This window comes from Pseudomonas sp. NFIX49, assembly GCF_900115915.1.
GTDB classification, from domain to species: Bacteria; Pseudomonadota; Gammaproteobacteria; order Pseudomonadales; family Pseudomonadaceae; genus Aquipseudomonas; species Aquipseudomonas pharyngis.
The window spans coordinates 272232-295047 of the sequence record NZ_FOYE01000005.1; the positions used below are offsets into that span (position 1 = coordinate 272232).

General features: G+C 56.8%; 23 protein-coding genes. 12 read left to right on the forward strand and 11 right to left on the reverse strand.

Annotated elements, in window-relative coordinates; translation table 11 throughout:
• The first annotated feature begins 45 nt into the window (after positions 1 to 45).
• The 3 genes from spoT (at position 46) to BMZ46_RS16205 (ending at position 3369) form a co-directional block, all read left to right on the forward strand.
• The gene (gene spoT, locus BMZ46_RS16195; protein ID WP_007954439.1) at positions 46 to 2151 is read left to right on the forward strand and encodes a bifunctional GTP diphosphokinase/guanosine-3',5'-bis pyrophosphate 3'-pyrophosphohydrolase; all 2106 of its coding nucleotides are present in this window, start codon (positions 46 to 48) and stop codon (positions 2149 to 2151) included.
• 24 nt (positions 2152 to 2175) lie between these two features.
• Entirely contained in the window at positions 2176 to 2556 is a 381-nt protein-coding gene (locus tag BMZ46_RS16200) for a RidA family protein (protein ID WP_003229509.1), read from the forward strand.
• A gap of 72 nt (positions 2557 to 2628) precedes the next feature.
• Positions 2629 to 3369 (forward strand): putative periplasmic lipoprotein, encoded by a 741-nt coding sequence (locus tag BMZ46_RS16205; RefSeq protein ID WP_074689978.1) that lies wholly within the window; start codon positions 2629 to 2631, stop codon positions 3367 to 3369.
• 63 nt (positions 3370 to 3432) lie between these two features.
• Here the strand turns inward: BMZ46_RS16205 and BMZ46_RS16210 are convergent, their stop codons facing one another.
• Positions 3433 to 4290 carry an SDR family oxidoreductase gene (locus BMZ46_RS16210; protein ID WP_039765190.1) on the reverse strand — a complete coding sequence of 286 codons (858 nt, stop codon included), beginning with the start codon at positions 4288 to 4290 and terminating at the stop codon, positions 3433 to 3435.
• Between the two features lie 188 nt (positions 4291 to 4478).
• Here BMZ46_RS16210 and exbB point away from each other — a divergent pair, with 188 nt between their 5' ends.
• The 8 genes from exbB (at position 4479) to BMZ46_RS16250 (ending at position 12442) form a co-directional block, all read left to right on the forward strand.
• Positions 4479 to 5441, forward strand: a complete 963-nt coding sequence (exbB, locus tag BMZ46_RS16215) for a tonB-system energizer ExbB (protein ID WP_074689976.1) — start codon at positions 4479 to 4481, stop codon at positions 5439 to 5441.
• Between the two features lie 6 nt (positions 5442 to 5447).
• Entirely contained in the window at positions 5448 to 5876 is a 429-nt protein-coding gene (gene exbD / locus BMZ46_RS16220) for a TonB system transport protein ExbD (RefSeq protein WP_039765185.1), read from the forward strand.
• Positions 5873 to 6619 carry a TonB family protein gene (locus tag BMZ46_RS16225; RefSeq protein WP_074689973.1) on the forward strand — a complete coding sequence of 249 codons (747 nt, stop codon included), beginning with the start codon at positions 5873 to 5875 and terminating at the stop codon, positions 6617 to 6619. The genes exbD and BMZ46_RS16225 overlap by 4 nt, the downstream gene beginning before the upstream one ends.
• Before the next feature lie 175 nt (positions 6620 to 6794).
• Positions 6795 to 7724, forward strand: coding sequence for a hydrogen peroxide-inducible genes activator (locus BMZ46_RS16230; RefSeq protein ID WP_007954418.1), 930 nt, complete (start codon positions 6795 to 6797; stop codon positions 7722 to 7724).
• Positions 7725 to 7733: 9 nt separating this feature from the next.
• On the forward strand, positions 7734 to 9809 hold the full coding sequence (gene recG, locus BMZ46_RS16235) for an ATP-dependent DNA helicase RecG (RefSeq protein ID WP_074689971.1): 2076 nt from the start codon (positions 7734 to 7736) through the stop codon (positions 9807 to 9809).
• A 79-nt stretch (positions 9810 to 9888) separates the two neighbouring features.
• Positions 9889 to 11289: an aminoacyl-tRNA deacylase and HDOD domain-containing protein gene (locus BMZ46_RS16240; RefSeq protein WP_074689969.1), complete on the forward strand. Its 1401-nt coding sequence runs from the start codon at positions 9889 to 9891 to the stop codon at positions 11287 to 11289.
• Positions 11290 to 11426: 137 nt separating this feature from the next.
• Entirely contained in the window at positions 11427 to 11684 is a 258-nt protein-coding gene (locus BMZ46_RS16245) for a hypothetical protein (RefSeq protein ID WP_039765180.1), read from the forward strand.
• Positions 11681 to 12442, forward strand: a complete 762-nt coding sequence (locus tag BMZ46_RS16250; RefSeq protein WP_074689967.1) for a Fic/DOC family protein — start codon at positions 11681 to 11683, stop codon at positions 12440 to 12442. The genes BMZ46_RS16245 and BMZ46_RS16250 overlap by 4 nt, the downstream gene beginning before the upstream one ends.
• A gap of 36 nt (positions 12443 to 12478) precedes the next feature.
• On the opposite strand, the gene BMZ46_RS16255 is transcribed toward BMZ46_RS16250, so the two are convergent.
• Positions 12479 to 12862: an SCP2 sterol-binding domain-containing protein gene (locus tag BMZ46_RS16255; RefSeq protein WP_039765176.1), complete on the reverse strand. Its 384-nt coding sequence runs from the start codon at positions 12860 to 12862 to the stop codon at positions 12479 to 12481.
• A gap of 587 nt (positions 12863 to 13449) precedes the next feature.
• On the opposite strand from BMZ46_RS16255, the gene BMZ46_RS16260 reads away from it, so the two are divergent.
• Positions 13450 to 13818, forward strand: coding sequence for a DUF6124 family protein (locus tag BMZ46_RS16260; RefSeq protein WP_074689965.1), 369 nt, complete (start codon positions 13450 to 13452; stop codon positions 13816 to 13818).
• A gap of 56 nt (positions 13819 to 13874) precedes the next feature.
• Here the strand turns inward: BMZ46_RS16260 and BMZ46_RS16265 are convergent, their stop codons facing one another.
• From BMZ46_RS16265 to BMZ46_RS29100, 9 genes are all read right to left on the reverse strand, one after another.
• Entirely contained in the window at positions 13875 to 14306 is a 432-nt protein-coding gene (locus BMZ46_RS16265) for a hypothetical protein (protein WP_074689963.1), read from the reverse strand.
• 13 nt (positions 14307 to 14319) lie between these two features.
• The gene (locus BMZ46_RS16270; protein ID WP_074689961.1) at positions 14320 to 14919 is read right to left on the reverse strand and encodes a lysozyme inhibitor LprI family protein; all 600 of its coding nucleotides are present in this window, start codon (positions 14917 to 14919) and stop codon (positions 14320 to 14322) included.
• On the reverse strand, positions 14916 to 16007 hold the full coding sequence (locus tag BMZ46_RS16275) for a tetratricopeptide repeat protein (protein WP_254778418.1): 1092 nt from the start codon (positions 16005 to 16007) through the stop codon (positions 14916 to 14918). The genes BMZ46_RS16270 and BMZ46_RS16275 overlap by 4 nt, the downstream gene beginning before the upstream one ends.
• Positions 16008 to 16035: 28 nt before the next feature.
• Positions 16036 to 16830 carry a hypothetical protein gene (locus BMZ46_RS16280; RefSeq protein ID WP_254778417.1) on the reverse strand — a complete coding sequence of 265 codons (795 nt, stop codon included), beginning with the start codon at positions 16828 to 16830 and terminating at the stop codon, positions 16036 to 16038.
• Positions 16831 to 16846: 16 nt separating this feature from the next.
• Positions 16847 to 18211 (reverse strand): lysozyme inhibitor LprI family protein, encoded by a 1365-nt coding sequence (locus BMZ46_RS16285; RefSeq protein ID WP_074689959.1) that lies wholly within the window; start codon positions 18209 to 18211, stop codon positions 16847 to 16849.
• A 117-nt stretch (positions 18212 to 18328) separates the two neighbouring features.
• A complete protein-coding gene (locus tag BMZ46_RS16290) occupies positions 18329 to 18727 on the reverse strand; it encodes a hypothetical protein (RefSeq protein ID WP_074689957.1) in 399 nt (132 codons plus the stop codon).
• A gap of 174 nt (positions 18728 to 18901) precedes the next feature.
• A complete protein-coding gene (locus BMZ46_RS16295) occupies positions 18902 to 19291 on the reverse strand; it encodes a hypothetical protein (RefSeq protein ID WP_074689956.1) in 390 nt (129 codons plus the stop codon).
• Positions 19292 to 19369: 78 nt separating this feature from the next.
• On the reverse strand, positions 19370 to 19774 hold the full coding sequence (locus tag BMZ46_RS16300) for a hypothetical protein (protein WP_074689954.1): 405 nt from the start codon (positions 19772 to 19774) through the stop codon (positions 19370 to 19372).
• Positions 19775 to 19782: 8 nt separating this feature from the next.
• Positions 19783 to 22806: a hypothetical protein gene (locus BMZ46_RS29100; protein ID WP_134334180.1), complete on the reverse strand. Its 3024-nt coding sequence runs from the start codon at positions 22804 to 22806 to the stop codon at positions 19783 to 19785.
• Positions 22807 to 22816 lie beyond the last annotated feature (10 nt).

Sequence of the window (22816 nt, forward strand, 5' to 3'; positions counted from 1 at the left end):
TCGACGTAGCACGGCGCGGGATCACAGCCTACGGCAGGAGACATCATGCCGAGCATAGACGCCCTCGCCGATCGCTTATCGACCTACCTCGGCAACGACCAGGTCAACCTGGTCCGCCGAGCGTATTTCTACGCCGAACAAGCCCACGACGGCCAACGCCGCCGTAGCGGCGAGGCGTACGTCACGCATCCTCTTGCCGTGGCAAATATTCTTGCCGACATGCACATGGACCATCAGAGCCTGATGGCTGCGATGCTGCATGACGTGATCGAAGACACCGGTATCGCCAAGGAAGCGCTGCAAGCGCAGTTCGGTGAAACCGTGGCCGAACTGGTCGACGGGGTCAGCAAACTGACCCAGATGAACTTCGAGACCAAGGCCGAAGCCCAGGCGGAAAACTTCCAGAAAATGGCCATGGCCATGGCACGCGATATTCGCGTGATCCTGGTCAAGCTCGCCGACCGCCTGCACAACATGCGCACGCTGGAAGTGCTGTCCGGCGAAAAACGCCGGCGTATCGCCAAGGAAACCCTCGAGATCTACGCACCCATCGCCAACCGATTGGGCATGCACGCGATCCGCATCGAATTCGAAGACCTCGGCTTCAAGGCGATGCACCCGATGCGTTCCGCGCGGATCTACCAGGCCGTCAAACGCGCCCGGGGCAACCGCAAGGAAATCGTCAACAAGATCGAAGAATCCCTCGGCCACTGCCTCGCCATCGACGGCATCCAGGGTGAAGTCAGCGGTCGCCAGAAACACCTTTACGGCATCTACAAGAAAATGCGCGGCAAGCGTCGGGCCTTCAACGAGATCATGGACGTCTATGCGTTCCGGATCATCGTCGACAAGGTCGATACCTGCTACCGCGTGCTGGGTGCTGTACATAATTTGTACAAACCGTTGCCGGGGCGCTTCAAGGATTACATCGCGATCCCCAAGGCCAACGGCTATCAGTCGCTGCACACTACGCTGTTCGGCATGCATGGCGTCCCGATCGAAATCCAGATCCGCACCCGTGAAATGGAAGAGATGGCCAACAACGGCATCGCCGCCCATTGGCTGTACAAATCCAGCGGTGACGAGCAGCCGAAAGGCACCCACGCCCGCGCCCGTCAGTGGGTCAAGGGCGTGCTGGAAATGCAGCAACGCGCCGGCAACTCGCTGGAATTCATCGAGAGTGTGAAGATCGACCTGTTCCCGGACGAGGTCTACGTGTTCACGCCCAAAGGCCGGATCATGGAGCTGCCCAAAGGCTCCACGGCTGTGGACTTCGCCTACGCGGTGCACACCGACGTCGGCAACAGCTGCATCGCCTGCCGGATCAACCGTCGTCTCGCGCCGCTGTCCGAACCGCTGCAAAGCGGCTCCACGGTCGAGATCGTCAGCGCTCCCGGCGCACGGCCGAACCCGGCGTGGCTCAACTTCGTGGTCACCGGCAAGGCGCGAACCCATATCCGCCACGCGCTGAAACTGCAACGCCGGTCCGAATCCATCAGCCTCGGCGAACGCCTGCTGAACAAGGTGCTCAACGGCTTCGACAGCGCGCTGGAACAGATTCCGGCCGAGCGTGTGAAGGCGATGCTCACCGAGTACCGCCTCGAACTGATCGAAGACTTGCTGGAAGACATCGGCCTCGGCAACCGCATGGCCTACGTCGTGGCGCGCCGCCTGCTCGGCGAAGGCGAACAACTGCCAAGCCCGGAAGGTCCGCTGGCGATTCGCGGCACCGAAGGCCTGGTTCTCAGCTATGCCAAATGCTGTACGCCGATCCCGGGCGACCCGATTGTCGGTCACCTGTCGGCGGGCAAGGGCATGGTCGTGCACCTGGACAACTGCCGCAACATCAGCGAAATCCGTCACAACCCGGAAAAATGCATCCAGCTCTCGTGGGCCAAGGATGTCACCGGCGAATTCAACGTCGAACTGCGCGTCGAGCTGGAGCACCAGCGCGGCCTGATCGCCCTGCTGGCCAGCAGCGTCAACGCAGCCGACGGCAATATCGAGAAGATCAGCATGGACGAACGCGATGGTCGCATCAGCGTTGTCCAGTTGGTGGTCAGCGTCCACGACCGTGTGCACCTGGCCCGCGTGATCAAGAAACTGCGCGCCCTGACCGGGGTGATCCGCATCACCCGCATGCGTGCATAACTCAATCATTACAAGGAGTCATACATGACCAAGACTGTTATCACCAGCGACAAGGCCCCGGCCGCCATCGGCACTTACTCCCAGGCGATCAAGGCTGGCAACACCGTTTACATGTCGGGTCAGATTCCCCTCGATCCAAAAACCATGGAACTGGTCGAAGGCTTCGAAGCCCAGACCGTCCAGGTGTTCGAGAACCTGAAAGCCGTGGCCGAAGCCGCCGGCGGTTCGTTCAAGGACATCGTCAAGCTGAACATCTTCCTCACCGACCTGAGCCACTTCGCCAAGGTCAACGAGATCATGGGCAAGTACTTCGACCAGCCGTACCCGGCGCGTGCCGCCATCGGCGTGGCAGCCCTGCCAAAGGGTTCGCAGGTTGAAATGGATGCCATTCTGGTCATCGAGTAATGCGCACGGCGCGGCTTCAGACGCCGCGCCGACTGCTCTGCGGTAAAGAAAAGGTTTTGAAAGGATTCCACCATGCGCAAAGCGCTTGCTCTCTCGCTGCTCGCCATTTTCCTCGGCGGTTGCGCCAGCAACCCTGCCGACCGTGACATCAGCGGCACCTGGATAAATCAGGTCGCCATCGATGCCGCTGCCAAGGGCGGCCCCCTGCGCGAAGCGCTTCAGGCTTACGGCCCGAACCTGGAGTGGGACGTCAACACCAAGGCCGGTCAGGCCCGCTACACCAACGGTTTCGAAAACGTCGAAGGTCGCTTGCTCGGCGAACAGTCCGGCGCCTGGAAAGTCGACTTCTATGGCAGCTCCGCCAGCGAGCTGAAACGCGACGGCGGCCAACTGCAACAAGCTGCCAACGAAAATGAACCGGAACAAGTCTTCGACCGCGCACAGATCCCGGTGCCGGACGGCGCACCGATCGGCGCCAGCTTCGAACGCGCGCTGTATTCCGCTTATCTGGGCGGCAACTGGACGATCACCAGCGGCCAGGGCGAAGGCGCCACCGTGCAGTTCCAGGCGGACGGTCAAGTCTCCGGCCTGCCGGGTGCCGACCGCTATGCGCTGTGCCTCGCAGGCGATTGCGCATCGATGAGCAGCGGCAACGACAGCATGTGGTTGCAGCAGAACGGCCAGGGCAACAACTGGATCTTTGTTCGCAAGGGCAAAGAGCTGGAAATCCTGCAGGCCGTGAACACGGCACTGGCGGACGAACAACCGCAGTTCACCCCGGGTGAACGCAAGTGGTTGCTCGAGAAGCAGTGATCGGCGCTTGAGACAAAAAAGGCGGGAGCAAGCATTTGCTTCCGCCTTTTTTACGACCGAAGATCAGCAGCGCCCCTCAAGAATCGCCGCATACCCCTCGCGATAACTCGGATACTTCGGCACCCATCCCAGCGCCTTCGCCCGGGCATTGCTGCAACGCTTGCTGCCGGTGCGACGCACGCTCTCGTCTTCCGACCACTCGGTGACACCCAGATACTCACGCAGCCACGCTACCACCTCGGCCAGCGGCGCCGGCGCATCGTCCACGCCGATATAGATGTCATCCAGCGCCCCGCCTCTGCGAGCCGCTTCCAGCAGAAACGCCATCAACCCCGCCGCGTCATCGGCATGGATGCGATTGCCATACAGCGGCGGATCGACCGCCACGCGATAACCCCGACGCACCTGGGTCAGCAGCCATTCACGACCAGGGCCATAAATACCCGTCAGGCGCACGATGCTCGCAGGAATGCCGCTGTTGAGCGCAACCTGCTCGGCCTCCAGCATCACCCGACCGGAATAACCCGCAGCGACGGTTTCGGATTTTTCATCAACCCATTCGCCGTTTTGCTGGCCATAAACACTGCTGCTGGAAACGAACAGCAGCCGCTCCGGCTCCTGACCGTAATCGTTCAGCCAACCCAGCACATGCTGCAAACCCTGCACATAAGCCGCGCGATAACCGACCTCATCGTGATCGGTGGCCGCCGCGCTATACACCAGGTAATCGATAGCGCCCACCGGCCAGGTCTCGGGGCAATCTTCATTGAACAAGTCACCGGCGACACCGATAACGCCGTCCGGCAAACGTGAAATATCACGGCGCAGGCCGTAGACCTGGAAGCCGGCAGCCAGCAATTGCGTGGCCAGACGACTGCCGACATCACCACAACCGGCGATCAAAACAGAAGGCGCGGACATCAAAAATCTCCCATCGGAAAGCGACAGACTAGCCTCGGCAAAGGACGAGCGGCTAGCAATGAAGGAAAAAAAGCAACTCTATTACTTCTGTTAACAAGAATTACTTGCAATAATGCACGCCACTTTTGTTCTCGGCCTCACGAGGCCTGGAAGAGCATTACCGTTTTTCTATCTCAGGTCCGGCCAGCATGACACGCATTCAAAACTCCGCTTCGCCAACCAACCGACCTCGCGCCTGGAGCGCCGTGGCTGCCCTGCTGCTCAGCCTGATGCTGGCGCCAGCCGCCGCCTTCGCTGACGCACAAACCCCGGCCGCGCCAGCCGCCACCGAGCAGAGCGCTCCGGCCGCCGCACCTGCCGCGACCGACCCGGTGCAGGCCGTAGACGCCAGCGCCGCCAGCGCCGCCGACGCGCCGGAAGTCCTCGAAGCCGACAACACCCTGGGCATGGCCCACGACCTGTCGCCATGGGGCATGTACCAGAACGCCGACGTGATCGTTAAAGCCGTGATGATCGGTCTGGCCATCGCCTCGATCATCACCTGGACCATCTGGATCGCCAAGGGCTTCGAGCTGATGGGCGCCAAGCGTCGTCTGCGCGGCGAGATTGCCGCCCTGAAAAAAGCCGCCACGCTCAAAGAGGCCAGCGCCACCGCCGCGAAGGAAGGCACCCTCGCCAACCTGCTGGTACACGACGCACTGGAAGAAATGCGCCTGTCGACCAACGCCCGCGAGAAAGAAGGCATCAAGGAACGCGTCAGCTTCCGCCTCGAGCGTCTGGTTGCCGCCTGTGGCCGCAACATGAGCAGCGGCACCGGCGTCCTCGCCACCATCGGTTCCACCGCACCGTTCGTCGGTCTGTTCGGTACCGTGTGGGGCATCATGAACAGCTTCATCGGCATCGCCAAAACCCAGACCACCAACCTTGCCGTCGTAGCACCGGGTATCGCTGAAGCGCTGCTGGCTACCGCACTGGGTCTGGTAGCCGCGATTCCTGCCGTGGTCATCTACAACGTCTTTGCCCGCTCCATCGCCGGTTACAAGGCTCAGGTGTCCGATGCATCAGCTCAGGTGCTGCTGCTGGTCAGCCGCGACCTCGACCACCAGCCTGAGCGCAACAGCTCGCAACCGCACATGGTGAAAGTGGGGTAATCGGCCATGGGCCTGCATTTGAAAGAAGGCGCAGACGACGATCTGGCCGAGAACCACGAAATCAACGTCACGCCGTTCATCGACGTGATGCTGGTGCTGTTGATCATCTTCATGGTGGCCGCGCCGCTGGCCACCGTGGACATCAAGGTTGACCTGCCTGCCTCGACCGCCAAACCGGCGCCGCGGCCTGAGAAACCGGTGTTCCTCAGCGTGAAGGCTGACCAGCGCCTGTTCATTGGCGATGACGAAGTGAAAGCCGAAACCCTCGGCGCAGTCCTCGACGCCAAGACCCAAGGCAAGAAAGACACGACGATCTTCTTCCAGGCCGATAAAGGCGTGGATTACGGCGACCTGATGAGCGTGATGGATAACCTGCGCGCCGCCGGTTACCTGAAGGTCGGTCTGGTCGGACTCGAGAGCGCAGTCAAGAAATGATCACCACGCGCCATAAGCTGACGCGTTACAGCGGTAGCCTGGCCGTGGTGCTGGGTGTTCACGCGCTGGCCATCGCGCTGGCGCTGAACTGGAACGTCCGCCCGCCCATCGAATTGCCGCCGCAGGCAATGATGGTCGAGCTGGCACCGGTTCCGGCCCCGCCACCGCCCGCACCGCCGAAAGTCGTCACGCCACCGCAGCCACCGGCTCCGGTTGAGGAACTGCCGATCCCGAAACTGGCCGAAGCGCCGAAAGCCGAGATCGCGGTGCCCAACCCCAAGCCCAAGCCGAAACCCAAACCGCCGAAGCCGATCGAGAAGAAACTGCCCGATCCGCCGAAGGAGAAACCGTCCGAAGAGAAGCCGGCCGATACCCAGCCGACTCAGGCCCCGACGGAGAAATCCGCCCAGCCTGCACCGGGCCCGTCGCCTGCACAATTGGCCGCCAAGGCCAGCTGGCAAGGCACCCTGCTCGCGCATCTGGCCAAGTACAAGAAGTACCCGGCCAGCGCTCAGGCACGGGGCAAGGAAGGCTTGAACCGGTTGCGTTTCGTGGTTGATGGCGAAGGCAACGTGCTGTCGTTCGAACTGGTGAGCCGCTCCGGCAACGCCGATCTGGACCGGGCCACCCTGGAAATGATCCGCCGCGCCCAGCCGCTGCCCAAGCCACCGGCGGACATGCTGACCAATGGCGCGATCGAAATCGTTGCGCCGTTTGTGTACTCGCTGGAGCGCCGCCGCTGATTCGCACTCGCGAAGCCCGGCCTGATCCAGCCCAAAAGGCACCGAAAGGTGCCTTTCGCTTATCCATCCACGGCAAACCGGCATTGCCCGGTGTCGCATTCATCACTCAGTCTGATAACGTGCGTCTATCGATTGCAGCCGGTATGCTTGGCCCGCATCTTCATGGACGCTTGCTATGACTCTCACAGAATTACGCTACATCGTTACCCTCGCCCAAGAGCAGCATTTCGGCCACGCGGCCGAGCGTTGCCACGTCAGCCAGCCGACCCTGTCGGTGGGCGTGAAAAAGCTTGAAGACGAACTCGGTGTGCTGATTTTCGAGCGCAGCAAAAGCGCCGTGCGCCTGACCCCGGTCGGTGAAGGCATCGTCGCCCAGGCGCAGAAAGTGCTGGAGCAGGCCCAGGGCATCCGCGAACTGGCCCAGGCCGGCAAGAACCAGCTGACCGCCCCGCTGAAAGTCGGCGCGATCTACACCGTCGGCCCGTACCTGTTCCCGCACCTGATTCCGCAACTGCACCGGGTCGCCCCGCAGATGCCGTTGTACATCGAAGAAAACTTCACCCACGTGCTGCGCGACAAACTGCGCAACGGCGAGCTGGACGCGATCATCATCGCCCTGCCGTTCAACGAAGCCGACGTGCTGACCCTGCAACTCTACGACGAGCCGTTCTACGTCCTGATGCCGGCCCAGCACCCGTGGACCCAGAAAGAATCCATCGACGCCGCGCTGCTCAACGACAAGAGCCTGCTGCTGCTCGGCGAAGGCCACTGCTTCCGCGATCAAGTGCTGGAAGCCTGCCCGACCCTGACCAAGGGCAACGACGGCGCCAAGCACACCACGGTCGAATCCAGCTCACTGGAAACCATTCGCCACATGGTCGCGTCCGGTCTGGGCATCTCGATCCTGCCGCTGTCAGCGGTGGACAGCCACCACTACGCCCCCGGCGTGATCGAAGTGCGCCCGCTGTCGGCACCGGTGCCGTTCCGCACCGTGGCCATCGCCTGGCGTGCGAGCTTCCCACGGCCGAAAGCCATCGAGATCCTCGCCGACTCCATTCGTCTGTGCTCGGTCGCCAAACCAGCCGCACCGGTTACGGCCGGTTAAGCCAGCGTCATGACTGAGCTGTCGCAGGTCTCGGTCACCGCACTCAAGGGTGTCGGTGAAGCCATGGCCGAGAAACTGGCCAAGGTCGGTCTGGAAAACCTCCAGGACGTGCTGTTCCACCTGCCGCTGCGTTATCAGGATCGCACCCGCGTGGTGCCGATCGGCGCGTTGCGGCCGGGACAGGACGCCGTGGTCGAAGGCACCGTCAGCGGCGCCGACGTGGTCATGGGCCGGCGTCGCAGCCTCGTCGTGCGTTTGCAGGACGGCACCGGCGGACTGAGCCTGCGCTTCTACCACTTCAGCAACGCGCAGAAAGAAGGCCTCAAGCGCGGCACGCGGATTCGCTGCTACGGTGAAGCCCGGCCCGGCGCCTCGGGGCTGGAGATCTACCACCCGGAATACCGCGCCATCAACGGCGACGAACCGCCACCGGTGGATGAAACCCTGACCCCGGTCTACCCGCTGACCGAAGGCCTGACACAGGCGCGTCTGCGCCAGTTGTGCATGCAGACCCTGACCCTGCTCAAGCCATCCACCCTGCCCGACTGGCTGCCGACCGAACTGGCCCGCGACTATCAACTGGCGCCGCTGGCCGACGCGATCCGCTACCTGCACAACCCGCCCGCCGATGCCGACGTCGACGAACTCGCCCTCGGCCATCACTGGGCCCAGCATCGCCTGGCTTTCGAAGAACTGCTGACCCACCAACTATCGCAGCAGCGCCTGCGCGAAAGCATGCGCTCCCTGCGCGCGCCGGCGATGCCGAAAGCCACCAAGCTGCCGGCGAAATACCTGGCCAACCTCGGCTTCAACCCGACCGGCGCGCAACAGCGGGTCGGCAATGAAATCGCCTACGACCTCAGCCAGCACGAACCGATGCTGCGATTGATTCAGGGCGACGTCGGTGCGGGCAAAACCGTGGTCGCCGCCCTCGCCGCGCTGCAAGCGCTGGAGGCGGGCTATCAGGTCGCGCTGATGGCGCCGACCGAGATCCTCGCCGAGCAGCACTTCATCACCTTCAAGCGCTGGCTCGAACCGCTGGGCATCGACGTGGCGTGGCTGGCCGGCAAGCTCAAGGGCAAGAACCGCGTCGCCGCGCTGGAACAGATCGCCAGCGGCACGCCGATGGTGGTCGGCACTCACGCGCTGTTCCAGGACGAAGTGCAGTTCAAGAACCTCGCGCTGGTGATCATCGACGAACAGCACCGCTTCGGCGTGCAGCAGCGTCTGGCGTTGCGGCAGAAAGGTGTCGGCGGGCGCATGTGCCCGCATCAACTGATCATGACCGCCACGCCGATTCCGCGAACACTGGCGATGAGCGCCTACGCCGACCTCGACACCTCGATCCTCGACGAACTGCCGCCCGGCCGAACCCCGGTCAACACCGTGCTGGTCACCGACACCCGCCGCGTCGAAGTCATCGAACGGGTGCGCAGCGCCTGCGCCGAGGGCCGTCAGGCCTATTGGGTGTGCACGCTGATCGAAGAATCCGAAGAGCTGACCTGCCAGGCAGCCGAAACCACTTTCGAAGACCTGACCGCCGCCCTCGGCGAGCTAAAGGTCGGGCTGATCCACGGCCGCATGAAACCCGCCGAGAAAGCCGCCGTCATGGCCGAATTCAAGGCCGGCAACCTGCAACTGCTGGTCGCCACCACCGTGATCGAAGTCGGTGTCGACGTGCCCAACGCCAGCCTGATGATCATCGAAAACCCCGAGCGCCTGGGCCTTGCGCAACTGCACCAGCTACGCGGTCGGGTCGGCCGGGGCAGCGCGGTCAGCCATTGCGTGCTGCTCTACCATCCGCCGCTGTCGCAGATCGGCCGCCAGCGCCTGGGCATCATGCGCGAGACCAACGACGGTTTCGTCATCGCCGAAAAAGACCTCGAACTGCGCGGCCCCGGCGAAATGCTCGGCACCCGCCAGACCGGCCTGCTGCAATTCAAGGTCGCCGACCTGATGCGCGACGCCGATCTGCTGCCCGCCGTGCGCGATGCCGCCCAGGCTTTGCTAGAACGCTGGCCCACCCACGTCAGCCCGTTGCTCGACCGCTGGCTGCGACACGGGCAGCAATACGGCCAAGTGTGAGCACCGTCGCAGTTTCTGACAGCTCGTTCCAACCAAGCTGGTTATACTCCTGCAATTGTTTCAAAAACGGATACAGACCATGACCGAAGCTGCTCTCGCCCCCGAATCCCCGCACGCTCCGTCTGTTATTCGGCTGCTGCTCAACAAGCTGGGCGTCGCCTACGAAGAAGTGCTCGACCACCACGGCCTCAATGCCTCGCGCAAAGTGCAGGCCGTGTTGCTGGACGACGCGGTCGGTGCGCTGATGGTGCTGTTTCCACAGAGCCAGTTGCTGGATCTCAACCGCCTCGCCGAGCTGACGGGCCGTCGCCTGACCGCCGTGTCCACCGAGCGCCTGGAAAAGATGCTCGGCAAACACAGCCTGAGCCTGCTGCCGGGCCTGCCGGCGCTGACCAGCTCGCCGTGCCTCTACGAAGAAGGCCTGCTGCGCGAGCCGAAGTTGCTGATCAACTCCGGTGAGCCGGGCCTGCTGCTGGAAATCGCCAGCGAAGACTTCAAGACCATGCTGACCAAGGCCAGCGCCGCCAACTTCGGCGAAGCCCTGAGCAGCATCCGCCCGAACCTCGACCGCCCGGACGATGACCGCGAGGAAATCACCCAGGCCGTGCAGGCGTTCACCGCGCGACGCATCCAGCAGCGTCTGGAAGCGACCATCGAAATTCCGCCGCTGGCGGAAACCGCACAAAAAATCATCAAGCTGCGCGTCGACCCGAACGCCACCATCGACGACATCACCGGCGTGGTCGAAACCGACCCGGCACTGGCCGCGCAAGTGGTGAGCTGGGCGGCGTCGCCGTACTACGCCTCGCCGGGCAAGATCCGTTCGGTGGAAGACGCGATCGTCCGCGTGCTGGGCTTCGATCTGGTGATCAACCTGGCGCTGGGCCTGGCCCTCGGCAAGACCCTGAGCCTGCCGAAAGACCACCCGCAGCACACCACGCCGTACTGGCAGCAATCGATCTACACCGCCGCCGTCATCGAAGGCCTGACCCGCGCCATGCCGCGTGCCCAGCGCCCGGAATCCGGCCTGACCTACCTCGCCGGCCTGCTGCACAACTTCGGCTACCTGCTGCTGGCCCACGTGTTCCCGCCGCACTTCTCGCTGATCTGCCGCCACCTGGAGGTCAACCCGCACCTGTGCCACAGCTATGTCGAGCAACACCTGCTGGGCATCAGCCGCGAACAGATCGGCTCCTGGCTGATGCGCTACTGGGACATGCCGGACGAACTGGCCACCGCCCTGCGCTTCCAGCACGACCCGAACTACGACGGCGCCTACGCCGAATACCCGAACCTCGTCTGCCTGGCCGTGCGCCTGTTGCGCAGTCGCGGGATCGGCTCCGGCCCGGATGAAGACATTCCGGATGCGCTGCTGGAACGTGTTGGCCTGAGCCGCGACAAGGCCAATGACGTTGTCAGCAAAGTGCTTGAGGCGGAAGTGCTGCTGCGTGAACTGGCTTCGCAGTTCAGCCAGGCTTAAAGCATTCTTCGGAACGTCAACCAGGGCCTGTTTTGATTGCAGATTGGGCCCTGGCTCCACAGATTTCGGCCACTTTGCCAGCAACGACAGCAAACAAGCGCCCTGCTATGATTTGACGGCATTCAGAGGAATTTCCGATGACCCAAACAGATGCTGTCAGCGTTGCAAGCGAAGTGCGCAAGCTTGCCAAAGACAACAAGGTTACAGCCAGTCGTGACGGCATGAGTCGTATGGCCGTGGGTATTACCCGCTTGTCTGGCGATGTCGTCGAGCTGGATGGCATCGAACAGCTGCTCGTCAATCTCAAGAGAAAAGGCGTTCTGAGCAAATCTGAAATCCTGGCGCTCCAAGGGCGCTATCTTCAGGAAAGGCGTGCACAGAAACGTAGCGCATGACTTTTGATCCATTCGGCGACTTCGACAAGGCTGGATATCTTCAAAACTCGCTGCAACTGAAAGATCCCGTTGAAGTAAAAGAGTCAGAGCATCTTTCGTTCGAATTGAGTATCGAAGAGGCGCTTGCCTATCTGGCCAAGAAAAAGCCAATCGATTACCAGACTGTACTCAAGGTTCACGAAATCCTGTTCTCCGGCTTCTATCACTGGGCAGGAAAAGACCGGAACGAGCTTGTCCCTCACCTGGCAGTCTTCAAGGGCTCTCTCGACGACCCTCGCAGCACCGTCTTCGAGCGCCCGGACTCCATCAAAATGTCTGTCGACTATGCGCTCAAGCTCGCATCAGACAAAAAACGCTTCAGAGACCATCCCGGTGGAGTGATGGGCCAACTGGCTTTCGCACACCCCTTCCTGGACGGCAATGGACGCGCGATTCTATTGGTCTTCATGGAACTCTGTTATCGAGCCGGGTTCGCCATCGACTGGTCAAGAACAAACAAAGACGACTACTTGCGGGCACTCAGCGACGAGATCCGAGAACCTCGCGAAAGGCATCTCGATAACTACCTCAACCCGTTCGTAGTCGATATATCCAGTCGTGACGAATGGCCAGAGACCATCAGTGGCATCAGAGGCCTGGATGGCCTGGACAAGGAAGACATCGCTTACGAGAAGCTGGACAACCCGAAAGTCCAGCAGATCTACAAGACGTACCGGGGCCAGCCACTGGACGCCGAGCCCCCTGAACCGGACAGCTGAAAACGCTGAACTGTCCCGGCAAGCTACCTGAAAGCCCTATGACTTCGGCTTGGCCTTCCTAGGCTTCAAATACTTCATCAACCCCTGAAACCACATGACCAGCGCCGGGTTGCCCTTGAGCTGAATCGACTTGTCCTGAATCCCCTGCATGAACGCCAGTTGCTTGTTCTTCGCCTGCATCGTGGCAAACCCGAACGCCGCGTCCTTGAACGCAATCGCAAACGCCGGCTCCGCCACCACCCCGGACTTGCTGGTAATGCGCTGGTCCTTCACCACGAAATGCCGCGCCACTTTCCCGTCCAGAGTCTGTAGCTGAAACACCAGATCCTTGTCACCCAACTGCTGCTGGAATGCAGGATTTGTCCGACTGGCCTTACCCATCAACAGACCCAGCATCCACAGAAGAAAACGAAATTTCATGCGCACAGCCTCAAAAGGAAAATGAACGGCCGGGGGAGTGTAAGGGATTCGGACGGATTCGCCACTATCCTGGATTGATAGAAGACGATGTAGCGATTTTCCTGCCAGATGACTACCAAGTCACGAATCCCAACCCCCGAACCTGATCGTTCCCACGCTCCGCGTGGGAATGCATCCCGTGACGCTCCGCGTCACACCATCCCCCGTCCTACACCTGAAGAAACACATTCCTGTAGGAGCTGCCGATAGCAATGGTTTCTTGTTCCTCGACCCCGCAAATCCTTGGGAAATCTCCTTCAAACTGCGGTGCTGTCCGTGAACTAGGCAGGCTGGACCATCGTCGATAGCCTCTATGTGTCACCGCAAAATCGGTGACTCGGACGTGCAAGTCCGGTTCAGGTGCACAATCGCAATGGCATTTCGCCGAGCCTTTTCCTATGCTCGCGGATCGTTATGGCGGCTGTGCGTCGGAGACCTTTGGGTCTGCCGGGCACCTGGACCGGTCTTGCACACCAACGCACAGCTGCCACCTATTTCGAAGTGCAAAGCGAAACGGTGTCAGCGTCTTAACTCCAGGGATGACATCCATGATCAAACCAACACCCAATCCACCAGAAACACCAGAAACCTCCCCCTACGAATCCCCCGATTCAAAGAAACTCCACGAAGCCGCCGAACGCGCCCTCGACCACCATTTCAAACCCACCGCCCCACGCCCAAAACGCCTGGGTGGCCTGTTCGCCCTCTGCCCCAACGCCGACGCCGAAGCGCTCATGGCCAACGCCTCCGAAGACCTCCTGTCCATCAGCGCCTTCGCCGCCAACCTGGCCGACGACCTCGACGGCCCCCGCCGCTCAATGGCACTGGGCCTGAGCAGAATGGCGGACGGCGTACGGTTGATGGTCGAAGGCACGCTTGATCACATTGAGTTTCGGGAGTATCAGGCCAAGCCGTAGCTGAATCGCGGGCGGAAAAAAGGGGACGTTGAGTCCCCTTTCGAAACTATTCGTTCTTACCATCGGCAACCGGTCTCAGGTGTCGCCTCCATGGTGATGTCCTGATCGAACGAGTACTGCTTACCCGATTTGTAATTCCTGTAATGCATCGAATTCACCCTCGCACCCTGAGTTGCCATCTCATATTCTCCAGTCACCACACCGTCAGAAACTTCTACCCACGTCGTCGTGAACTGATGAGGGCCTTCCTCAGTCATGACCTCGTCCTCGGTGTTCCGATAGACAAGGGGGATAGCTTTCTTCGACTTGCTATACCTGACACCTGCGCCGCCCCATTTAGTGACAGTGTCGAAATAGGTTCTGAATTCGAAATTGATGTTTTTTCCATCAAGTGAGCGAAAGCAAGAAATCCGCGTTGAGACTTCGCTATGGGCGGCAAGCGGAGAAAGAAACAGCAACGCAACAAAGAACATTGAGGCAGTTTTCAAACCGTTCATTCCTTCAACGATTAAGAGGTAATTGAAAACGCATTCGCACTGCGCAGTTAGCGATGTCCTCCCGGAACACACGCTCACTCATTTCGCAGTGCCAATCGACGTATTGCCTCCATAACGGTTCGTCAAAGTTGTCACCCCCCAATCGCTCCATCGAAGCCGCCAGACCTTTCTCTCGATCCTGCCCCGCCATGGCCGATGCAGCTTTATAAAAACCGTCCAAGGGTAACCCAGTCTGCAGAGCAACCAATTCCCCCAACCGGGCATTGGTTGTTTGCACCAGGCACCCAAGCTTTTCAATGGGCGCCTCTGCACCGGGCAAGGCCGACTGATAGATATTCTCGCAATACGCCTCTTTGAAGCGCACCCACTTCTTTTGCACGTCAGTCAGTTGCTTCTTGTCGGCGGGCGCCAAACTGACCAGCGCTTTCTTGTATTGCTCATTCAACACTGCGTCGACTTTCTCGAAAGTCTGCTGACCGCAAATGATCAAATCGGGATTGGAAAAGCTGTCGGGATCGCAGGTTTCTTGGGCATGCGCAGGAACCAGCAAAGCAGTCAAAGAAACACCTGCGATCAGCCCAAAGAACGCCTTGAGTTTGATCATGATCCGGATACTCCGGCACTGCGCTCAGCAACCCGAGCGGGAATCTTCGAAGCCTTTCCTGCTTCCGACATACGCGATGCATATTGCTTGTACGCCGGCACCGCCCGCTCTTTATCGTTCATGGCCCAATAGCTATCTGCGAGATTCAGGTAAGCCACCGTCCGTTCCGGGGTGTGGGCAATCACTGCATTCAGTAACTGGATAGACTCCGTGTAGTGACCCGCCTCGCCCAGCAGAAAACCGACGTCGTTGGACCAACCAGGGTTCTGCGAGAAGTAGTATTTTCCGACGATATAACTTTCCGGAGAGCACTCGCCATGCGAGTCATTTCCCATCAACATATTACTCATCACTTCCTTGAACGAGCTGCTGTCGCCCTTTCGATAGGCCGCCAGCGCTTTATCCAGCAGGTCAGCCGAACCGACTGTCATCAGTTTTTTATAACCGCCCTGAGGGCTGCCAACGTTTGCAGCCCGCAACTTTTCAAGCGCTTCAAGGCCGTTGAATGAAGCCAGAGTGGTTGGGCCAAGCGTCTCAATCGGCAGCTCCGCTACGCTCACAAGCGAGCGATCGCAGTAGTGGTTATTGACCACTTGCAGCACTTTCTTCAGCTCAAACTGCTTTGAGCCGTTATTGAAGGTGAACAAAAGATTGAAGTTATAAACAGCGTTGTCTTCTTCGTTGGTCACCAGCGCAATGTAGTCCCCCGCCTCAATGAACCGCTGTTTGACCAGAACCTCTTCCTCTTGTGGATCCACAACCGTCATGGCTCCAGGCCGACCGTTGAAAACCCGAACGCTAAAACTATCCAGAAGATCAGACGAGTACTGACTCTTCGTCAGCGGCAAAGCCTTGGATGTATCGAGCAATATGTCCTCATTGCGCGCTTGCACCGGCGCGATCAACAACCGGTTTGATGCCTCGTCCGCGTCTCCCGCCAGAACGAACACGTTTTGCCGTGATCCATCCCCCAACAGGCTTGCCGGGATTTCCTTGAGGACTTGGGGTGCCGCAAGCGCGTGTGGTGCGAAAGCCACGGACGCGGCAATGGCCAGAAGGCCACCGAGTAGAATTGAACATCCTTTCACGCTGTAACTCCGTTCGGTCTTCGCAGGCTTACTCAAAAGCCATGCTGCGCACCGCTGTTTTGATTTGTTCAAAGCCTTCGGCGCTGATCGCCAATGAGGTTGATGAACCCGATTCCGCCGAACCGATCAGCACCTGTTCGTTATGCATCAAGCAGAAGGTGATACGGCTGAACTGACGTGGATTCTTGCCGTGGTAACCAATGACGAATCCTGATGAACTTGCGCTCTGCAGGGATTCGAAAGTGAAGGATTGCGGATCACCGGCCAACAACGTCGGCTCCCAACCATGATCGGTCAGGGTCGCCGGGCATTTAAGGTCGTTACTTTCTCGCACTAGTTGCAACTCAATCGCGTCATCAAGCGGCGGCTTCTGAGTGGTGAGCGCGGAAAGGTTGTTGGCACTTTCACACATGACACCGAACCAGGGCTGGCTCAGCTTTGCGGGCTTTTCGAAATTCCACTCATAACCAGTCGAGGTCTGAGCCTGCGATAAACGCGGGGCGTTAGTGGTTTCAGGCAGTTGTTTGGCCGCAATGAATACCAGATCAGGCGTATTGAACTGCAACCATTGATCTTTCGAGAGCGTCATTGAGAACCGGCAAGGTGTCATGTCGACCGCAGCTTCGGCTGGGCCTTGCGCGATCTGCGACTGACCCGACGCATTGCCCACCGAGACAACACTTGCGGTGGCATGACTGGCCTGCGCGAACGCAGCAACGCTGATCAGCAATACCCGCAGAAATCGAGGCCTCACGAAACCCGGTATCGACAAGTCAGGCACAGTTCCACTCACTTGGAATTTAACGGCAAAGAATCGCGACACATCCGCGCTCCGAGTTTCAAATGCAATGGCTCGCCTTGATCGGCTCTGGAACTTGCGACTTCAATCGCGCCACACTGTCGACGCCCGACCGATAACCTTTGTCAGCCGCCATTTGATAACAGGCTAACGCCCGGGACATATCTTTCGTTCCCAACTCGCCCCCCTCAAGGGTAGATGCCAGATAAAACATCGCTTCCTTTGAGCCCATGGTAATCGCCCGAATGACCTGCTCTTCTGCCTGCTTGGGATGAAGGCAAGGACCGTTATAGTCGGTGGAGTTTCCTGAACAAAGAAACGTGGCGTAGCCCAACGCACCACTCGGTATTTTCGAAGCCGCTTTGAACAACGCTTCAACCTTGCTGGTTTCCAACTGAGACGCCATCTGCGAAAGACTCAAGCTCGCCGCTGACAGGCTCGCCTCTGGATCACCCGACTCAGCCGCACAGACATAATTTTCCAGGGACGCTTCTAACAATTCCGCAGTCAGACGGTATTGCTCGAGCGAACCCAGCCCTCCCAAAGCCTCGGCACGTTGATCACAGAAGTTCTCGGCACGGCTCATTGCAGGGTTACGTGTTGCGACAAGATCCTTCTCGCTGATCGACCAGTCTTCAACGCCTTCAAGCACCCAGCACGCCTGACGAGAGAAATTGAAGATTTTTACATTGCTGTTGCCCGCCCGTTTATCGACCACATCGACGTGACTCTCATCGACCTCTTCAATCTCGACTCCAGGTGTCTTGCCGGGTGTGATGGCGGCCATCAGCGGATAGGTGAAGGAAGCTCCGCTGACGCCCGAGGTCGAAGGCTCAAAGGTACTACGGTCCTTGCCTGCAACCGGCTTCAACAAAAGCAACTTGACCGTCATCGCAGTGAGACGACGCTGTGATTCACTGCTGGCGGAAAACGCTGTCAGGAAAGCAGGGAATTCCTCCGAAGGACAAGCGCCGTTGGCCGGCGCTGTCGAAGTGCTCTTGTCGGATGCAAGAACAGGGACGATCTTGTCCAGGTACGCCGAGCGCTCGCGACTCATTCTTGTGATGCACGAGTTGACCGCGAACACATGCGCCGGCATCCCCGTCTCGATCTCGAATGCCTCCAACGGACAATTCGCATCGCGCAACTTCAACCACGCACGTTGCGACTCTTTGACCTTCGCCGCGTACTCCGCGCCCAATGCCGGATCTGCCCGATAATCAGACTCAAGCCGCGCCATCAATTGCTTGTAGCTGAGGTTCAACTGCGTATCGGCAGCCTTCTTCGCCGCCTCCGAGCAGGGCACCATCTCTAGGCTTGAGGTGACATGACTGCAGTCATCCTGCGCGTACACTGCTGAAACAGGCAGCAGCACGGCCAGCAGGGTAAAAACAAAACGTTTCACTGTGTTCTTCCTTGAGTCATTCAGGCTTTGCGTTTGGCGAACCGGGTGACGCATTGCTTGGGTATGTTCATTTCCCAATAGGTGCTGAGCAACGCTTTACGTTTTTTGGGGCCGGGTCTATTCCGATCCCGCTACACACTGCCCATCCTGAAGATCAGGAGCTAGCGCCCGATTTCCCGACAGATACCAACTCGCAAGCGACTGACTCTCGCAATAAGTGTTCTTCTCGGCATCGTAATAAAACGCGACCTTGTGCTTGGTCATCCCACCCCGGTTGGGGACGAACAACTCGACGGCGAACACGACATCGGGCAAAGCAATTTTTCTATCCGACATCAGCATGGGTGGCCCCAGAAACTTACAGGGCACGCCGTCAAAAGGCAGATCCAACCGGCCGTCTTGATACTTGTAAATCGCGCAAATGCCATTCGGATCCTCAATCACCACGGCAGCCATCGTTCCCCCGCTCCAGCTCACCACGCCATCTGCAATGGCGCGAAAACTCTCGGCAGGCATTTGGTTTTCCTTCGTGAGTGCAGCGACCATAGCGGTGGGCATTGTATGGCTTGTACTGACACCGGTTGGAGCTGCGCTTGCGGACAACGCCCACGTCAACGCCAGGAACAACAGGGGAACGACTTTCACTTTGACTCTCCGATGGCGTGGCTGAGCGATGTACATGCACGACCCTTACTGCGCCGTACATTCAGGTTCAGCGAGATGTTCACCATCAACGCGGAATTTGCATAATTCGGTGGTTTCATTCACTCCAACCAACGACATCAGCTTGAAGGTCAACTGCAATTCGGTGTCGGAAAACGTGGCCCTATCCAATGAGACATCGGTGAAGCCGTTGTTAAAGTTCTTCCCTTCAATGTCGCAGAACTCCATCGAGTCGCTCGCAATCCCCTGTCCCCCAGGCTTGAGAATCTGAATATTGACGCGGGGGCTATCGAACGTTTGGTAATAACGGACCAGCTTTCCGGAAACTTGAGCGACATCGGCTTTGTATATATCGACGACCGGCTCTCGTGCGTTGCCTGCAAAAAGAACGATCGGGACAGATCTATTTTTTCCCAAGCAAAGTCCAAGACCACCCGGTCAAAAAAAAATCTGCCCATTAATACAACATATAAATTCGCCTCCTTTAGTTATCTACTATTTAATATTACATTCCGGCTCGCCAAGCACTTCACCTTCAACCTTAAAACTGCACACTTCAATAACATCTGCACCTTCAGTCAGAGGCATAAGCTTCATGGTGAGCGAAAGATCTTCCTTCGAAAATTCCCCACGTTCCAAAACAACTTCAGAAAAGTCATCACTAAAATTTTTTCCTGAGATATTGCAGAATTTTCTTGAATTACTGGCCTCCCCCCCTCCACCCGGTTTCAAAATCTGAACCATAACGCAGGGGCTAGCAAAAGTCTGATAATAGCGAACCAACTTGCCAGCGACCATGGCCGTATCTGCTTTATATACGTCCGTGGCTACCTTTTTCTCCTCTGTAGCCAATGCACAGCTTGAGAAGGCTAAGCCAATCAATAGCGCAATATTTTTCATTTTCAACCTCAGAGATAGTTTTTTCGTGCAGAAAATCTGGCAGCAGGAACACCAGGCCAATTGCCTTCAAGGGACATGACAGCCTTCAACTCAGCTTTATTATTTTCAACAAACGGTCGCTGAACAATTTCCCTTGATGAAGGCTTATAATCGCCACGATAAATCAAGTCCACAATCATATCTTGGATCTTTGTATCAACAGAATCCCAGTTAAGCGCACCATAATGACCGACGTTGAAAGATTGCTCAGAAATCGTTATGACTCTATTCTTCATAATTTCATAGACAGAAACAAACAACTTATATTGCTGTTTGCGCGTAATGAATGTTTTCCGAATTTCAGGACTCGCGCTATTAAGATAATCCCGTGCAGCAGTACCACTTAGACCTTTTGCTCCAACTAACCAACTCAACAATGGTTCCGTAATACCTACCGCAGTTAGATCACCCATTGGATCTGATTTTTGACCAAGATCATATCCTCTCCCGATCGTAATACCGGATGCTCCGCCAGGCCAATGCGCTTTACGACTGAAATACATATGCAAAGAATTCGACGAATCCTCTATATCATTACCTTCCACATCAAAAGTCAGCTGTCCCTTCTCAACCTTTAGCCACTTCAGATCATTATCATCCTCCATCGCGAGAAAATTTGAAACGAAGCCTATAGGGTGAAAATGGTAAATCAATCCCGTACCCGCTGGGGTTTTATCAGTCAATTTATCCCAGAAGATGAATGAATCTATTCTTTCCTTTTCATGCTTCAGTAACTTTTCAGAATCTTCTAAAAGAGTATCCAATCTCTTCCATTTTTCTGATTTTGTATCATCCTTCCACTCCGTAGGATGGTGTGCTACTAACTTTGTCCAATGCTGCCGCGTCTCCGTACTTTTCAATGCATCAGCAAGTTCAGATGACTCTATCTCTCCATCATGATTTTTGTCTATTTTTTTCAAAAGATCTTTAAAAAAATCAGGCATATCATCGGGATCGAGAAAGCCGTCAGCTGCGGAATTGTTCTCCTCAACCAGCTGAAACCCCATTTTAGTCCAATCGTGTGGAGTGATAAATTTCGCGTCAGATTTTTTCACCAACCCAGAAATCGGTTGGTCTTCATCAATCACGGAAATCTCATACCAATCCTCATTGCCTTCCTTTATAACCGGCACCTTGCCTAGATCAATTGCGTGTTCTTCTTTTAAAGGATCACTCGTTCCAGTAGCTGGAGATTTTTTCTTAAGCCGCTCACCCTTCGGCAAATGTAAATACTGACGTCCGACTTTTAATGCAGCGACATTATCTAGAAAGTCTTTCACTTCAGCCTGAGCTGTAAATATCTCAATATGAACTTGAAATTTACTATCAGTAAGACCGCTTTCATTTACTAAATTTTCAGCTTTACCTAAATAACCAATTGGATCACCGGCCTTGATTCCGATGCTAGTCGTGACAACTTCAAAATCTGTAGGAGTGAGCGACTCCCATTGCGTGTACTGACTATCCTTCTCGCTTTCGATAATCGCCCAAAAACTACTTGGTACAGCCCCATTATCATTCCAAATACTGGCATCCACTGGGGTGCAGGGCGCCATACGCCTTAGTTTATTACCGACCACCAAATTCACTACATCTTTGCTATCGAACTCAATGATACTGCCTACTGTGATTTCTCGATTGCTTTCAATGCGTGCACCTGCAGGTTGCCCGTTCGCAGGGTTCGTCGGCGCATCGAACATAGCTAAACGCTGAGTGGTTTTAGCTTTTACCTTGCCTTGCCAATATTTCGGTTTGGCGCGCTCGGGTAGAACATCTGCTACCCAAATAGCATTGTGACTAGAGTTTTGATATGGTTCATTATTTTTTAAGTACGCAAACCATACCTCTTGCCCTGCTTCGCGAACTTTTGTTGATCCATGCTTTACACTACCCGAGAGTATTTTCCCCTTAGCGTAGGTAATATTTTCAACTGAGCGTTTTTCCAAAATCTCAAGTTTTGTGTGCTTCGCTAACTTTCCTGGAGATGGAAAATTATTCGTATCGGGAAAGTCATCATACGCCTTAAAATCATTTACAGTCATCGTCACTATCGGATTTGGCTTTTCATTGTCCGCTAGAGGATAGTGCTTATAAGGCAAAAGATGCATATATAAGCTATAGAAAACCAGTTCGTTTTGCTTTCCTTTGCTTGGTCCATCTTCAGGATTTGGCGCAGATTTGTACTCATGTCGCACGAGACAGAAGGAGCTGGAATAATCCAGTTTTTTAGCCGTTTCTCCTGTGCCGAATGTCGATTTTTGATAGTCCTCGTTAAGGCGATAGGCCACGACTTCACCATCAGCCATACAGCGAATCGGTTCGTTCAAAATACATTGAGGCGCGCTGGCATTGCTGATGTGAATCCCACCATGCCAGAACTTGTTACTTCCCAACAAATAATGCCCGGATGTTTCATTCTCGAGCAACTTGTATATTTCTTCTACATCAGAAAACTGTTTACCGTCTGCTTTTCGAAATGGATATTGAAAGTTTATTAGCGGCACTGTTGTAGATGGAGCAGGTGCAGGTGCAGGGTTTGTACCTGTTCGAAAACTTTCCTTTGCTCTTAAGAATTTTGTAGCTTTCGGCCAATAGTGGCTGGGTGGTTTGGGGCCAAATATTGTTATCGCTGGCCCTGTACTATTTTGAGCACCGAATATGTGCCCAACTTCTGTAGCGGGGTTGTAGTCCTCGATTATCCCTGTATGAAAAATCGGATCACCTGGTTTGTTAGGAGTGGCATTGATCCATAAGGCGATATCACCTCGCTTTACGTTCTGTGGCTCAATCGTTGTGTAGTAACTGGAGGTATCCATGTTACGGGTGTCTTCATATGGAATATTATATCCAGCGCCTGTCAGCAGCAGATTTACCATATGAGAGCAGTCAATTTTTTTCTTACCAGCGGCGTTCGTTTGAAAACCATCACCGCCCATTTTGTAAACGTAGTCGCCACCGGTGTAGTTACTTTTTAAATCAAGTGGTTCAGTCATTTCTGCTTCC

What these genes read in the sequence shown, in the direction of transcription:
- BMZ46_RS16240 (WP_074689969.1), top strand. Translation starts at nt 9,889, where the DNA reads ATGACCGAAGCTGCTCTCGCCCCCGAATCCCCGCACGCTCCGTCTGTT.
- BMZ46_RS16260 (WP_074689965.1), top strand. Translation starts at nt 13,450, where the DNA reads ATGATCAAACCAACACCCAATCCACCAGAAACACCAGAAACCTCCCCC.
- BMZ46_RS16245 (WP_039765180.1), top strand. Translation starts at nt 11,427, where the DNA reads ATGACCCAAACAGATGCTGTCAGCGTTGCAAGCGAAGTGCGCAAGCTT.
- BMZ46_RS16300 (WP_074689954.1), bottom strand. Translation starts at nt 19,774, where the DNA reads ATGAAAAATATTGCGCTATTGATTGGCTTAGCCTTCTCAAGCTGTGCA.
- BMZ46_RS16200 (WP_003229509.1), top strand. Translation starts at nt 2,176, where the DNA reads ATGACCAAGACTGTTATCACCAGCGACAAGGCCCCGGCCGCCATCGGC.
- BMZ46_RS16225 (WP_074689973.1), top strand. Translation starts at nt 5,873, where the DNA reads ATGATCACCACGCGCCATAAGCTGACGCGTTACAGCGGTAGCCTGGCC.
- spoT (WP_007954439.1), top strand. Translation starts at nt 46, where the DNA reads ATGCCGAGCATAGACGCCCTCGCCGATCGCTTATCGACCTACCTCGGC.
- BMZ46_RS16290 (WP_074689957.1), bottom strand. Translation starts at nt 18,727, where the DNA reads ATGCCTGCCGAGAGTTTTCGCGCCATTGCAGATGGCGTGGTGAGCTGG.
- exbD (WP_039765185.1), top strand. Translation starts at nt 5,448, where the DNA reads ATGGGCCTGCATTTGAAAGAAGGCGCAGACGACGATCTGGCCGAGAAC.
- BMZ46_RS16250 (WP_074689967.1), top strand. Translation starts at nt 11,681, where the DNA reads ATGACTTTTGATCCATTCGGCGACTTCGACAAGGCTGGATATCTTCAA.
- BMZ46_RS16210 (WP_039765190.1), bottom strand. Translation starts at nt 4,290, where the DNA reads ATGTCCGCGCCTTCTGTTTTGATCGCCGGTTGTGGTGATGTCGGCAGT.
- BMZ46_RS16205 (WP_074689978.1), top strand. Translation starts at nt 2,629, where the DNA reads ATGCGCAAAGCGCTTGCTCTCTCGCTGCTCGCCATTTTCCTCGGCGGT.
- BMZ46_RS16255 (WP_039765176.1), bottom strand. Translation starts at nt 12,862, where the DNA reads ATGAAATTTCGTTTTCTTCTGTGGATGCTGGGTCTGTTGATGGGTAAG.
- exbB (WP_074689976.1), top strand. Translation starts at nt 4,479, where the DNA reads ATGACACGCATTCAAAACTCCGCTTCGCCAACCAACCGACCTCGCGCC.
- BMZ46_RS16270 (WP_074689961.1), bottom strand. Translation starts at nt 14,919, where the DNA reads ATGATCAAACTCAAGGCGTTCTTTGGGCTGATCGCAGGTGTTTCTTTG.
- BMZ46_RS16230 (WP_007954418.1), top strand. Translation starts at nt 6,795, where the DNA reads ATGACTCTCACAGAATTACGCTACATCGTTACCCTCGCCCAAGAGCAG.
- recG (WP_074689971.1), top strand. Translation starts at nt 7,734, where the DNA reads ATGACTGAGCTGTCGCAGGTCTCGGTCACCGCACTCAAGGGTGTCGGT.
- BMZ46_RS29100 (WP_134334180.1), bottom strand. Translation starts at nt 22,806, where the DNA reads ATGACTGAACCACTTGATTTAAAAAGTAACTACACCGGTGGCGACTAC.